The following is a 12,721-nucleotide window of genomic DNA, read 5'->3' on the forward strand; positions in this document are numbered from 1 at the left end:
GATCAGATCCCCACAGTGAAGCCGTCGGACCAGACCTGCATCTCCTGCACGATGCGGTCCCACGCGCCGGTCAGCAGCAGCAGACCGGTCACGATCATCATGGTGCCGCCGATCCGCATCACCCAGACGTAGTGGCGCTTGATCCAGCCGAAGGCTCCGAGGGCCTTGCGGAAGGCGACCGCGGCGAGCACGAAGGGCACGCCCAGGCCCAGACAGTACGCGATGGTCAGGACGGCACCGCGTCCGGCGCTGCCCTGGTCCGAGGAGAGGGCCAGCACGGAGGCGAGGGTGGGGCCGATACAGGGCGTCCAGCCGATGCCGAACAGGGCTCCCAGCAGGGGCGCGCCGGCCAGACCGGCCACCGGCTTGCGGTGCAGGCGGAACTCGCGCTGGGTGAACCAGGGCATCAGGCCCATGAAGAAGACACCCATGAGGATCATGAGCACGCCGAGCACCGTGGACAGGATGTCCTTGTGCTCCTGGAGCGTGGCGCCGAAGTAGCCGAACAGCGCCCCGGAGGAGACGAACACCGCGGTGAAGCCGAGTACGAACAGGGAGGCGCCCACGACCATCCGGCCACGCCGCGCCTCGGCGAGGTCGGTGCCGGCGACCCCCGTCACATAGGACAGGTAGCCGGGCACCAGCGGCAGGACGCACGGCGAGAAGAAGGAGACGAGTCCGCCGAGCAGCGCGATCGGCAGGGCCGCCAGCAGGGCGCCTTTGAGCACCGTGCCGTTGGGGTCCGCCACCGCGGCGAGGGTGACTGCGCTCACGTCGGTGCTCCGCTCACTTCTCGGCGACGACCGGCTTGAGCATCTTCAGCAGCCGTTCCTCGCTGAGCGCGGACAGGGAGCGGGCCGCGATCTTGCCGTCCCGGTCGAGGATGAGCGTGGAGGGGATCGCCTGCGGGTTGAGCGTGCCCTTCTTGAAGCGCAGCAGCAGCTTGCCGGTGGGGTCGTAGAGGCTGGGGTAGGTGATGCCCCAGTCCTTCTCGAAGGCGAGAGCCGCGCCGGTGGAGGTGTCGCGGGTGTTGATGCCGACGAACTGCACGCCCTTGTCCGCGTACGCCTTGGAGACCTTGGCGAAGTACTTGGCCTCGGCGCGGCAGGGGTTGCACCAGGAGCCCCAGACGTTGAGGACGACGACCTTGCCCTTGTAGTCGGCGACGTCGAGCGTCTTGCCGGCGATGGTCTTGCCGGACAGGTCGGGGGCCGGGGTGCGCTTGCCCTCGGCGACCGTGGCGACGCCGTCGGTGCCGGTGACGAAGTTGGTGTTGCCGCCCCCGCCGGAGGTGCCGCCGGAGCCGCACGCGGTGACGAGCAGAGCGGCCGCGGCGAGCGAGGCGGTCAGGGCGGCACTGCGGCGGACACGTCGGGTGCGCTCGGTGGCACGGGTCGTGCGGTTCGAACGCTGGGGGGCGCTGTCGGCACTCATGTGAAAAGTTTCGCATGCCCGTTCTGGGGGTCTCGCCCACCCCCCTTGCGGGCGGAAAACCGCATTTCAGGCGGCGTTCCGCGAGGCCTCTCCGCTGGGCGTGGCGGCCTGAGCCGTGAACTGCCGCCAGCCACCGACCGGCTGCTGCCCGACCCCGAGCGTGCGGAGCTTGTCGAGCACCTCGGGCTTCTGCACGTCGAGCCAGTCGGCGAACTGCCGGAAGGAGACGAGACGCACATCGGCGCCCTTCTCCTTCTCGCGCGCGATGTGCTTGAAGGCCTCCTCGACGGCGTCCATGTAGATGCCGCCGTTCCACTGCTCGAAGTGGTTGCCTATGAAGAAGGGTGCCCGGTTTGTCTCATATGCCCGCTTGAATCCCTGGATGTACGCCTGTGCCGACTGCTTCCGCCAGCCCGGGTAGTTGTGGGCCGGAGCCTTCGTGGTGGCGAGGGACTGGTTGGCCAGCATGTTGTAGTCCATCGACAGGACCTCGAAGCCGCGGCCGGGGAAAGGTATCTGCTGCAAGGGCAGGTCCCATATGCCCTGCCGCTTGCGGGGCCAGACCTGGAGGCCGCCGGGCGAGGAGGCGTCGTAGCGCCAGCCGAGCTCGCGGGCGGTGGGCAGCAGGTTGTCCTGGCCGAGCAGACAGGGCGTACGGCCGCCGACCAGCTCCTTGTCGTAGTCGAACGGCAGCGACGGCAGGTCGGTCCAGCCGGTGTTGGTGCGCCACTCCTTGACGAAGGACTTCGCCTGGTCGATCTCGCTGCGCCACTGCGCCGGCGTCCAGTTCTTGACCGAGCCGTGGGACTCGCCGCAGAAGTGGCCGTTGAAGTGGGTGCCTATCTCGTGGCCCTCCAGCCAGGCCCGGTGGACGTTCTTCAGGGTCGCCTTGACGTGGTCGTCGGTGAGGTAGCCGATGTCGGAGGCACCGCGCGGGTTGTTCGGCGGGTCGTAGAGACGCTTCTTCGACTCGGGCAGCAGGTACAGCCCGGACAGGAAGAAGGTCATGCTCGCGCCGTGCTCCTTGGCGAGGTCCAGGAAACGCGGGAAGAGGCCGTTGCCGACCTCGCCGGCGCCGTCCCAGGAGAACACGACGAACTGCGGCGGCGTCTGACCCGGCTCCAGCGGCCGGGGCCTGTCCGGCTGGTGGGGCTGCTTGCCGGTGTGGCTGGTGGATCCGTCGCCGATGGGGCGGGCGGTGGGCTTCGGCTTCGATCCGCCCTGTGCGGAGTCGCCGCCGGAACCGTCGGCGTGGCCGGAGTCGTCCGAGCCCGTGAGGCCGCCGCAGCCGGCGAGTGAGAAGGCGGCGGCTCCCGCGCCGAGTCCGAGCATTCCCCTGCGGGAGAGAGCGCGCATGGCATCCCCGATTCGTCACGTCGTGCTGGTCACTCAGTCAGAGGCCGTGACGAAGACAGAGGTTCCGCAGATATGCGCAGATTCCGTAACGAAGCAGTCGTAAGCGCTCATAAGGGGGCGAACGAAAGGCCTTGCGCGCCTGCCGAACGCCCCCGTGAGCCGGTCCGGGGGAAACTACGCCCCGAACGCCTTGGCCTGCCCCTTCACCGGCTTGGCACCGGCGAGCAGATGGGCCGGGACGAGATCGCGGGCCGGCTCGGTGTAGCCGACGGAGACGATCCGGTCGCCCTGGTACGTGAACGTCGTCAGCGACGCGAGCGTGCACTGGCGCTTGCGCGGGTCGTGCCAGAGGCGGCGGCGCTCGACGTAGGACCGGACGATCCAGATGGGCAGCTGGTGGCTGACCACGACCGCCTCGTGCCCGCGGGCCTGGTCCTTCGCCGTGCTCAGCGCACTCATCATGCGGACGACCTGGTCGACGTACGGCTCGCCCCAGGACGGCCGGAACGGGTTGACCAGGTGCTTCCAGTTGCCGGGGTTGCGCAGCGCCCCGTCCCCGACGCCGAACGTCTTGCCCTGGAAGATGTTGTCGGCCTCGATCAGCCGCTCGTCCGTCGCCAGGTCCAGCCCGTGCGCCTTGGCGATCGGCTCGGCCGTCTCCTGCGCGCGCTCCAGCGGCGAGGCGACGACATGCGTCACATCGCGGCCGGACAGGTGCTCGGCGACCCGGTCGGCCATCCGGCGCCCCAGGTCGGAGAGGTGGTAGCCGGGCAGACGGCCGTAGAGGATGCCGTCCGGGTTCGCGACCTCGCCGTGCCGCATGACGTGGACGACGGTGATGTCCTCGCCGCTGTCGTTGCGCTGGTCGCTCATGCCGTGGCCTCCGCAGCCGCCCGGGCCGCCGCCGGAAGGGCGTCGGCGATCTTCTGCACGGCCCGCTCGTCGTGCGCGGTGGACACGAACCAGGACTCGAAGGAGGACGGCGGCAGGTAGACGCCGTCGGCGAGCAGCGAGTGGAAGAACGCGGTGAAGCGGAAGGACTCCTGGGTCTTGGCGTCCTCGTAGTTGCGCACCGGCCGGTCGGTGAAGAACACCGAGAACATGTTGGAGGCGTTCTGCAGCGTGTGCGCCACGCCCTCCTTGGTCAGGGCGCCGGTGACCAGCCCCTGGATCTCCTTCGACACGGCGTCGACCTTGGCGTAGGCGGCGTCGTCGAGGAGCCGCAGCTGGGCGAGCCCGGCCGCGGTGGCGACGGGGTTACCGGAGAGGGTGCCGGCCTGGTAGACGGGCCCGGCCGGGGCGAGGTGGGCCATGACGTCCGCGCGCCCGCCGAAGGCCGCGGCGGGGAAGCCGCCGCCCATGACCTTGCCGAAGGTCATCAGGTCCGGGACGACGCCGTCGACCCCGAACCACCCGGCCCGGCTGGTCCGGAAACCGGTCATGACCTCGTCGGAGACGTAGAGCGCGCCGTTCTCGGCGCAGAGGTCCTTCAAGCCCTGGTTGAAGCCTTCGGCGGGCGGTACGACGCCCATGTTGCCCGGGGAGGCCTCGGTGATCACACAGGCGACCTCGCCGGGGTGGGCCGAGAAGGCCTCCCGCACGGCGTCGAGGTCGTTGTACGGCAGGACGATGGTGTCGCCGGCCTGGGCGCCGGTGACGCCCGGGGTGTCGGGCAGCGCGAAGGTGGCCACACCGCTGCCGGCCGCGGCGAGCAGCGAGTCGACGTGCCCGTGGTAGCACCCGGCGAACTTGATCACCTTGGTGCGCCGCGTGAACCCGCGCGCGAGGCGGATGGCGGACATGGTCGCCTCGGTGCCGCTGGAGACGAGACGCACCTGCTCCAGCGGCGCGACCCGGGCGACCATCTCCTCGGCGAGCGCGACCTCGCCCTCACCGGGAGTGCCGAAGGACGTACCGCGGGACACGGCGTCCTGCACGGCGGCGATGACCTCGGGGTGCGAGTGCCCGAGGATCATGGGCCCCCAGGAGCACACGAGGTCGACGTACTCCCTGCCGTCGGCGTCGGTCAGATAGGGGCCGGTGCCGGACACCATGAACCGCGGCGTGCCGCCGACGGCTCGAAAGGCCCGCACCGGTGAGTTCACGCCGCCGGGCGTGACGGCCGCCGCGCGGTCGAACAGAGCCTGCGAGGCCGGTGCTTCATACGGATATGCCAGTTCACTCATGACCTGCGACTTCTCCGACCTTCTCCGACGCTGTCGGGCTCCGGGTGCCAGTGACCTGTTCAGGGTAGGCCAGGGGCGCGCGCGGGCGGGGCACGGGACAACCGGCCCCGTGGTCCCCGTCGTCTGCGAGACTGGACCCGATACACACAGCTCGCACGGCCCCGGCGTGGTCGGAGGCTGCGGACATCCCGCGGACAGTTGTTTCAAGCGCACGTTTCGGCGGGCGGCCGTGGGGGAGGTCACTGACACGATGATCGGGTTGCGCGGCGGGGGCGACGCGTTCTGGGAAAGCAGTCGGGTGGAGATATGCATCGCGGTGGCGGACTGGGCGAGGGGACCGATGACCTGGGTCCTCGACGTGCCCGGCGGGGACGACACCGGCGCGAGGCGGAGGACGCTCAGGAACCGCGTCGGACACAGGGTGCACCGGGTGAACCGGAGCGGACCGCCGGACGTACTGAACGTCAGATGGACGATCTTCCTGAACGTCAGGCGGACGATCTTCGGGCCGGGAGCAGCGGGAATGGTGGTCGGGTGGGGGTGACGTACAAGTACTTCGGCGCGCCCGACGGCGCGACTGCGGCCCGCGTCCCGATCTCGATGCGCCCCGAGGAGCTCGGCGGCGACGAACTCGGCATGAACGGCATGTTCACGAAGATCAAGCCGGAAACCATGGCGGCGATGGTTCTCACGGGCATCGAGGGCGTCCCCCTGCACAAGGTTCCCCCGCTGGAGCTCGTCGTCCTGCACCCCGACTACGCCGTGGTCAAGCTCCCGATGACGGTCGTCGACCCCCTGCGCGGCATCGGCGAGGAGGCGGTGGGTGCGGCGGCCTTCATCTGGTCGACGGTCCCGGACCGGGGCGGGCCCAGGGACGCGTTCAACGTCTACCAACTGCTGCACGAGTGGCAGGACTTCAGCCACCGGTTGCATGAGGCGGGGCATCAGCCTTATTGCCTGGTGTGGCCCTGACCTGGGGTATCAGGGGTTTCGGGCGGGGTTTCTGACCCCGCCCTCGTCATGTGCGGAGAGAGGCCGTCAGGCGGCCAGGGCACATTGAGGGCACATGGGTTTTGCTGGGGGCGCTGATGTGCCCTGGGTGTCGGGCCGGTCGTCCTCGTCTTCTGCGTCGGCTTCTGCCTCGGCTTCTCCCTCGGCTTCTGTGAAGGCGTCGTCGATCGCCTTGCGGGTGCGGGTCTCGCTGGACGGCAGCAGGTGCGTGTACGTCCGCAGCGTGAAGCCCGGGTCCGAGTGTCCCAGGTACTCGGAGAGCGCCTTGATGCTCTCTCCCGCGTCCAGGAGCACGGAGGCGTACGCGTGCCGGAGGGCGTGCATGCCGTCTTCCGGAGCCGCTTGGAGGTAGCGCGCTCCGCGCTCGCGGGGAGGGATCACGCCGGCGGCGGCCAGGGCGCGCTTCCAGTCGCCCATGTTGAAGACGCTGCGGTTGTAGGCCCGCCCCTTCTTGTCGACGAAGAGGAGGCGGAAGGTCTTCGGCTCACCGTCCGGCTTGGTCCACGGCAGGGTGACCTCGACCGGCGGGAACTCCTTCATGTGGGCCTTGAGGGCGGCGGCGAGCTGAGCCGACAGCGGCACTGACCGGATCCTGTTGCCCTTGGGCAGGGCGAAGACGGGCTTCGTACCGACCAGCCGCACCTGGCGGTTGACGTGGATCCAGCCGCCCTTGAAATCGATGTCCTCGACGGCGAAGCCGAACAACTCGCCCTGCCGCAGACCGCAGCCGAAGGCGAGCTTGCCGCCGGCCTGGAAGCGCTTCGGCAGTCCGGTGATGACCCCGCGGACGCGCTCCAGTGGCCAAGGGATGATCTTCTTCTTGGTCGCGGTCGGGAGCTTGACCGACTTCGCCTTGCACGGGTTCTTCGGCAGCAGCCCGTCCTCCACGGCCGCGCCGAGGATGCTGGAGAGGATGTCGAAGATGCCCTCGATCGTCGACACCTCCAGGCCGCCGTCCTGGAGTGTGCGGATCCAACCCTGGATGACCGAGGGCTGGTTGAGGGATCGCAGCTCGCGTCGGCCGAGGTGCTCGGTGATGTGGTTGCGGACCGTCGCCTCATAGCGGAGCGCAGTCGTCGGGCCGACGGAGTTCGCGTCGAGCCACTTCTGCGCGTAGGCGACGAGCGTCTGCTTCGTCTCAGCGGGGACGACGTAGGAGCCCTGCCGGATCTCGACGTCGACCTCGGCGGCGCGATTGTCCGCCTCGGCCTTCGTGTGGAAGTTCTCCTTGCGCTGGCGGTCGTCCAGGTCGCGGTAACGGACCTGCCAACGCTTACCGATGCCGTGGTCGGCAGTCGGGACCATCCGCTTCGTACGGCTCTTGTGCTCGCCGCACTCGACCTCGGTGGGCTTGGGGTGGGACTTGTGCCAGCGGTCGTACACGTCAGCCAAGAAGGGCCTCCTGGGTGGGGATGAGGAAGTGGGAGGTGGCGTGCGACACCGGGGAGTGCGTCGGCCACGGGAGCAGCAAGGCTGCGGGAGGGGCGCCGAGCGCGGTGGCGATCGTGACGAGGTCGTCTACGTCGCAGCGGCGGCGGGCGCGTTCGGTGCGGCTGAGGGCGGTGTTGGCCATCGGACGGCCCAGCTGGGTGCAGCGGGCGGCGAGCTGGTGCTGGGTCAGGCCGCGCACGAGACGTAGGTGCTCGATGGCGCGGGCGGCGTGGAGGCCGGCGGGGCCTATTTCGACAGGTCGGTTGGACATGACAGATAGCTGTAACTTGCAGCCGGCCGCCATGGCAAGAGTTAGCTCTTAAACTCTCCAATAGTCGTTCGGGGGCGAAGTGGCGTTCGTCTCGTCGAATTCCGGTACCTCGCGAGGCGTTTCGGCCGAGGCATCGTGTTACCTTCCCTCGCCGTTTTCGATATGGGTGATTTGAGCACACATCAGCCATGATGCCCGGCGGGTCAGTCACGTCATCCCTGACCGCCATGTGTCACCTCTGAGCTGCAGAGGTACCGGATTCCGGCACCTCGGCGGGTTGCTTCGCCGCTAGAAAATTTCGGGCCCGGCGGGAGCGATTTCGGCAACCGGGGATCCACCCTTACTGTTTCCCTCTCCCCGGCCACACCGAAAGAAGTAGTGAGGAGTTTCAGAACCAACTCTGGACTTTTCTCCGGGTGGTGTGGCTGTGTTGTCCAGCCCATTGTTCAAGACCGAAAAGGAGCCCTGTGCCGAAGACCCCTCCCCGCAGCACCAACGCCCCTGCCACCGCTGCGGCTGCCCAGCGTGGCCCGCTTGCCACCCCTGCGGAGGTCGCCGCCTATCTCGGAGTGCCGGTGAAGACGCTCTACCAGTGGAAGTACCGGGGCATCGGCCCCAGCGTCCACAAGGTCGGCCGTCACCTGCGCTACCGCTGGCCGGAGGTGGACGCGTGGCTGGACGCCCAGACGTCGTACGACCTCACGGCCTGATCCCGCATCTGACGCGGACAACGAAGCGGCCCCCGGCGCGCCAACGCCGAGGGCCGAAGACTCCCCTGCCGATCGCCCATCCCTGAACGAACGAGCTGGTGAGGGGCGGGACCTTGCCCGTCCTGCCCCTCACCGGAGAGGAACGCCTATGGAGGACTCTACGTCCCCCAGCACCACGAACACCTCCCCCACCGTCTGGCCGACTCCCGCGGTCCCCGGCGAGGGCATCCCCTGGCGCCGCAGCGATCAGCAGGACACACAGTCCCCCGCGTCGGGGACCGCCGAACACCCAGCAGAAGCGGAAGCAGACGGGGACCGTCCCCAGACGTCTGCCGATGCTGCAGTTGGGGACCGTCCCCGCGACGTGCCCGGCACTCGGTCCCCGCACGTCCCGGTCCCCGAATCGACATCCGGTGCAAACCCGCAGGCCAGCGGCGGGAAATCGGGGACCGGTCCCCAAGAGGCGGTAGTTGCACCAGGGGACCGCAGTGGGGACGGTGAGCACGGTCCCCGCCAGTCGGTGGGGACCGACACCCTCGTGGCGGGAACCGCCCAGCAGGAGGGGACCGGTCCCGTCGACGCACGGGGACCGGATCAGGAGGCCGGTCCCCGACCTCCTCGGGGACCGGCAGCCCCCTCGGAACAGGGTTCCGGTGAGGGTGCAGAACTGCTGGATGAGCTGCGGGCGGCGATCGGCAAGTACGTCGTGCTGCCCAGTGACGAGGCGCTGACCGCGGTCACCCTGTGGGTGGCGGCCACGCACATCCAGAGCGTTCTGCAGCACGCGCCGCGCCTGGCGGTCGTCGGCCCGACGAAGGGCTGCGGCAAGTCCCGGGTGCTGGACGTGCTCCACGAGACCGTGCACCAGCCGATCATGACGGTGAACATGTCCACGGCCGTGCTCTTCCGTGTCATCGGCAAGAACCCGCGCACGATCCTGGTGGACGAGGCCGACACCATCTTCAGCAAGGCGGGCGAGAACGAGGAACTGCGCGGCCTGCTGAACGCCGGACACCAGCGCAACCGGCCTGCCTGGCGCATCTCCGGTCCGGAGCACAAGCCGACCCCGTATCCGACCTTCGCCATGGCCGCACTGGCCTCGATCGGCGACCTGCCCGACACGATCACGGACCGGGCGGTCGTGCTCCGCATGCAAAAGCGCAAGCCCGGCGAGAAGGTGACCCCGTTCCGCTCGCGCTACGCCACACCGGAACTGAACGCGCTGCGGGACAAGCTGGCCGCCTGGCTGGGACCGCTGCGCGGCACGGCTGGCCGCATGGCGCCGACCATGCCGGTGGAGGACCGGGCGGCGGACACCTGGGAACCGCTGGTCATCATCGCCGACCTGGCCGGCGGCCACTGGCCCGCCCGTGCCCGTGCGGCCTGTGTCGCGATGACCCGCTACGAGGCCGTCCAGGACGAGCAGACCAACCTGAAGACAAGGCTGCTGCGCGACATCCACCGCATCTTCCAGGCACACGGCAACCCCGAAGCCATGTCCTCCCTGGATCTGGTCACCACCCTGCTCCAGGACGCCGACGCCCCCTGGGCGGAACACGGCACCAAGGGACTCAACGCCCACCACCTGGGCAACATGCTGAGGGACTTCGGCATCAGCCCGGCCAACTACCGCTTCGACAAGGGCAGGCAGGCCAAGGGGTACGCCCGGAACCGGTTCCTCGACAGCTGGGCCCGGCACTGCCCCGACCTCACCGAGACGGCGCCCGCCCCCGCGCACGACGCCACACCTGCGCACCGGGCCCAGGGCAAGCCGCCCGCCGCCCCGGCGGGCCAGCTGCCCGTCGGCCCGCCCGGCGGCCCCACCGGCCCCACGCCCGCCCGCTGACCCGCCTCCCTCAGGGTCCGTATCAATGCGTCGCATCCGTCCCCGCGCAGGTCAGCGCGGGGACGGATGTCCTCGCCGGGACGGACTTCTCCGTACCTGCCCGAGTGTCCGTACCTGTGCTGACCAGGCATGGGACGGATGCGACGCACGTGACACACCTGCCGCCCCGTAACAACGGAGTACTCCGATGCGCGACCTGCACCCCGAACACCGCATGCCCCAGGAACAGATGGCCACTACACCCGTCACACGCGCAGCAAGTTGTCGGGTAAGGAGTCCTTACCCGGCTCCCGCCCTGGAGGGGGCGGAGGCATCCGGCGCAGGGGCACCGGAGTCGGTCGGCCCGGGGGAGCCGACCGGGAGTGGGGGCAGCGAGTCGTCGTCGAATGTGCCACAGCAGTTTGCGCCGCGTCGCCGTCTGCGTGACAAACAGCTGCGCGAGCACCGCGTCCACCCCCGTTACAACGACGACGAGTTCGCCCTCGTCCAGAAGGCCGCCGCCCTGAGCCGCATGCAGCCCGGCGGCTACGTCGCCGAGTGCGCGCTCGCCGCCGCCCGCGCCGACGACCCCACCGCCACCGTCGCCGACTACCGCGCCATGGTGCAGACGCTGATGGCCGCCAACCGGCAGCTCGGCGGCATCGGCAACAACCTCAACCAGCTCACCTGGCACCTCAACAAGGACGGCACCTGGCCCCACCCCGACACCGTCCAACGGCTCCTGGAGCGTGTCGAGGCGTCCATCGCCGAGGTGGACACCGCGGTCGCCCAGATCACCGAGGGGCGGTGAGCCCTTGATCCCGAAGATCATCCTCGGCAAGGGGCCAGAGGCCACGCGCCGCACGATCGGCTACCTCTTCGGCAAGGGCCGGGCCAACGAGCACATCGACCCGCACCTGGTGGCCTCCTGGAACAACTTCGCCCCCGACCCCGGCCGCAGCCCCCACCGCGACCCCAAGGAAGCAGAGGCCCAGCTCGCCGCGCAGCTCGACCAGCCCGTGAAGATGCTCGGCGACAAGGCACCCAAGTACACCGTGTGGCACTGCCCCGTCCGTGCCGCACCCGAAGACCCGATCCTCACCGACGCCCAGTGGGCCGACATCGCCCGCCGGATCGTGGCCGCCGCCGGCATCGCCCCCGCAGGCGACGACGAAGCCTGCCGCTGGGTGGCCGTCCGCCACGCCTACGACCACATCCACATCGCCGCCACCCTCGTACGGCAAGACGGCAGGCGCCCCCAGCGCGATTACGACCAGCGCGCCGTCCAACGCGAAGCCCGAAAGATCGAAATCGACTACGGGCTGAGGCGGTTGAAGCCGGGCGACGGCACCGCCGCCAAACGCCCCACCAGCAAGGAACACTTCAAGGCCAAGCGCCTGGGCCAGGACGCCACCTCCCGCGACGTCCTGCGCCTGCGGGTCCGCCGAGCCGTCGCCGCCGCAGCGGACGAGGCCGAGTTCTTCGCCCTGCTGGAGGCCACCGGCGTGAACGTGCGCCTCAAGCACGGCCCGTCCGGCGACGCACTCGGCTGCAACTTCGCCCTGCCCGGCGACACCAACGACAAGGGCCAGCCGGTCTTCTACTCCGGCTCCACCCTCGCCCCCGACCTCTCCCTCCCCCAGATCCGCCGGCGTCTCGCCACCACCAGCCCCGAACGGGCCACCGTCCGGCCGGGCAACCCGTGGCACCAGGCGACCAACGCCACCGAACGCATCCCCCACCACCTCACCCACGGCGACGACCCGACGGGGCAGGGACAGCTGGTCGCGCTCGGGGCGGCACTGGACCTCCTGCCGGTCACCGCACCGTCGACGCTGAAGGCCGAACTCGAACAGGCCGCGGCCGTCTTCGAGCGCGCCACCCGCTCCCGCATCGCCGCCGACCTCGACAGCACCCGCGCTCTGCGTCGCAGCGTCCAGGCGATCTGGAAGGACCCCACACAGCACGGGGACGGTGCCGGGCTGGCGATGCTGCTGGACGTCGCGCTCACCGCGGTCGCCTACGCGATCCACTGGCACCGCACCCGCCAGCACGCCCAACAGGAGGCAGCAGCGGAACAAGCCCTCGTCCATCTGCAGGTCGCGTACGCGCAGGTCGCCGGCCCGGTCCTAACGGACCTCGCACGCCGCTCCCCTAGCCTGCAGACCAAGCGCCGCTACGCCCACCACCTCCAGGAGGCAGTACCGCAACACGCCGAGCGCATCCTGGCCGATCCCGCCTGGGGTGCACTCGCCACCGTGCTCGCCGAGGCAGAAGCAGCAGGACACAACGCAGCCACCGTCCTCGACCAGGCCCTCGGCCAGCGCACCCTGGACGACGCCCACAGTCCCGCCCGCGCCCTGACCTGGCGCATCCGCCGCCTCGGCGAACGCCACGCACCCAGTCCACAAGCCCAAGCAGCGAAGCTCAGCGGCACGCAGCGCCCAACCCCACCCGTCCAATCTCCGCCGCATTCGACACGACAGCGCTGATCAGG

The 12,721-nt window shown here is 69.7% G+C and carries 12 protein-coding genes; 5 read left to right on the forward strand and 7 right to left on the reverse strand.

All coding sequences use genetic code 11. From position 1 onward, the window contains the following. Nucleotides 1–2 precede the first annotated feature (2 nt). The 5 genes from ACFCXS_RS03545 to hemL all read right to left on the reverse strand — a co-directional run bounded on the left by ACFCXS_RS03545 (nt 3) and on the right by hemL (nt 4,976). On the reverse strand, nt 3–773 hold the full coding sequence (locus tag ACFCXS_RS03545; RefSeq protein WP_376641415.1) for a cytochrome c biogenesis CcdA family protein: 771 nt from the start codon (nt 771–773) through the stop codon (nt 3–5). Between the two features lie 13 nt (nt 774–786). After that, nucleotides 787–1,434 carry a TlpA family protein disulfide reductase gene (locus tag ACFCXS_RS03550; protein WP_376641416.1) on the reverse strand — a complete coding sequence of 216 codons (648 nt, stop codon included), beginning with the start codon at nt 1,432–1,434 and terminating at the stop codon, nt 787–789. Between the two features lie 66 nt (nt 1,435–1,500). After that, nucleotides 1,501–2,790, reverse strand: a complete 1,290-nt coding sequence (locus tag ACFCXS_RS03555) for a hypothetical protein (RefSeq protein ID WP_376641417.1) — start codon at nt 2,788–2,790, stop codon at nt 1,501–1,503. 174 nt (nt 2,791–2,964) lie between these two features. Further along, nucleotides 2,965–3,663 (reverse strand): histidine phosphatase family protein, encoded by a 699-nt coding sequence (locus tag ACFCXS_RS03560; protein WP_376641418.1) that lies wholly within the window; start codon nt 3,661–3,663, stop codon nt 2,965–2,967. Continuing rightward, nucleotides 3,660–4,976 carry a glutamate-1-semialdehyde 2,1-aminomutase gene (hemL, locus tag ACFCXS_RS03565; protein WP_376641419.1) on the reverse strand — a complete coding sequence of 439 codons (1,317 nt, stop codon included), beginning with the start codon at nt 4,974–4,976 and terminating at the stop codon, nt 3,660–3,662. Before hemL ends, ACFCXS_RS03560 begins: the two co-directional genes overlap by 4 nt. Before the next feature lie 534 nt (nt 4,977–5,510). Here hemL and ACFCXS_RS03570 point away from each other — a divergent pair. Continuing rightward, a complete protein-coding gene (locus ACFCXS_RS03570) occupies nt 5,511–5,948 on the forward strand; it encodes a hypothetical protein (RefSeq protein WP_003974483.1) in 438 nt (145 codons plus the stop codon). A gap of 66 nt (nt 5,949–6,014) precedes the next feature. On the opposite strand, the gene ACFCXS_RS03575 is transcribed toward ACFCXS_RS03570, so the two are convergent. Together ACFCXS_RS03575 and ACFCXS_RS03580 are read right to left on the reverse strand one after the other, a co-directional pair. After that, nucleotides 6,015–7,370, reverse strand: coding sequence for a tyrosine-type recombinase/integrase (locus ACFCXS_RS03575; RefSeq protein ID WP_361286210.1), 1,356 nt, complete (start codon nt 7,368–7,370; stop codon nt 6,015–6,017). A gap of 1 nt (nt 7,371) precedes the next feature. After that, complete coding sequence (locus tag ACFCXS_RS03580; protein WP_376641420.1) at nt 7,372–7,689, reverse strand: helix-turn-helix domain-containing protein; 318 nt, start codon at nt 7,687–7,689, stop codon at nt 7,372–7,374. A gap of 467 nt (nt 7,690–8,156) precedes the next feature. Here ACFCXS_RS03580 and ACFCXS_RS03585 point away from each other — a divergent pair, with 467 nt between their 5' ends. The 4 genes from ACFCXS_RS03585 (at nt 8,157) to ACFCXS_RS03600 (ending at nt 12,716) form a co-directional block, all read left to right on the forward strand. Continuing rightward, nucleotides 8,157–8,399: an AlpA family transcriptional regulator gene (locus tag ACFCXS_RS03585; RefSeq protein ID WP_189783312.1), complete on the forward strand. Its 243-nt coding sequence runs from the start codon at nt 8,157–8,159 to the stop codon at nt 8,397–8,399. 679 nt (nt 8,400–9,078) lie between these two features. Continuing rightward, nucleotides 9,079–10,245 carry a DUF3631 domain-containing protein gene (locus tag ACFCXS_RS03590; RefSeq protein WP_376641520.1) on the forward strand — a complete coding sequence of 389 codons (1,167 nt, stop codon included), beginning with the start codon at nt 9,079–9,081 and terminating at the stop codon, nt 10,243–10,245. A gap of 388 nt (nt 10,246–10,633) precedes the next feature. Continuing rightward, complete coding sequence (gene mobC / locus ACFCXS_RS03595; RefSeq protein WP_376641421.1) at nt 10,634–11,035, forward strand: plasmid mobilization relaxosome protein MobC; 402 nt, start codon at nt 10,634–10,636, stop codon at nt 11,033–11,035. A gap of 4 nt (nt 11,036–11,039) precedes the next feature. After that, complete coding sequence (locus tag ACFCXS_RS03600) at nt 11,040–12,716, forward strand: mobilization protein (protein ID WP_376641422.1); 1,677 nt, start codon at nt 11,040–11,042, stop codon at nt 12,714–12,716. Nucleotides 12,717–12,721: the final 5 nt, after the last annotated feature.

Source organism: Streptomyces sp. NPDC056373, assembly GCF_042262425.1.
Taxonomy (GTDB): Bacteria; Actinomycetota; Actinomycetes; order Streptomycetales; family Streptomycetaceae; genus Streptomyces.

Excerpts from the sequence above, each read along its gene's own strand:
- ACFCXS_RS03550 (WP_376641416.1), bottom strand. The coding sequence starts at position 1,434 with ATGAGTGCCGACAGCGCCCCCCAGCGTTCGAACCGCACGACCCGTGCC.
- hemL (WP_376641419.1), bottom strand. The coding sequence starts at position 4,976 with ATGAGTGAACTGGCATATCCGTATGAAGCACCGGCCTCGCAGGCTCTG.
- ACFCXS_RS03580 (WP_376641420.1), bottom strand. The coding sequence starts at position 7,689 with ATGTCCAACCGACCTGTCGAAATAGGCCCCGCCGGCCTCCACGCCGCC.
- ACFCXS_RS03555 (WP_376641417.1), bottom strand. The coding sequence starts at position 2,790 with ATGCGCGCTCTCTCCCGCAGGGGAATGCTCGGACTCGGCGCGGGAGCC.
- ACFCXS_RS03560 (WP_376641418.1), bottom strand. The coding sequence starts at position 3,663 with ATGAGCGACCAGCGCAACGACAGCGGCGAGGACATCACCGTCGTCCAC.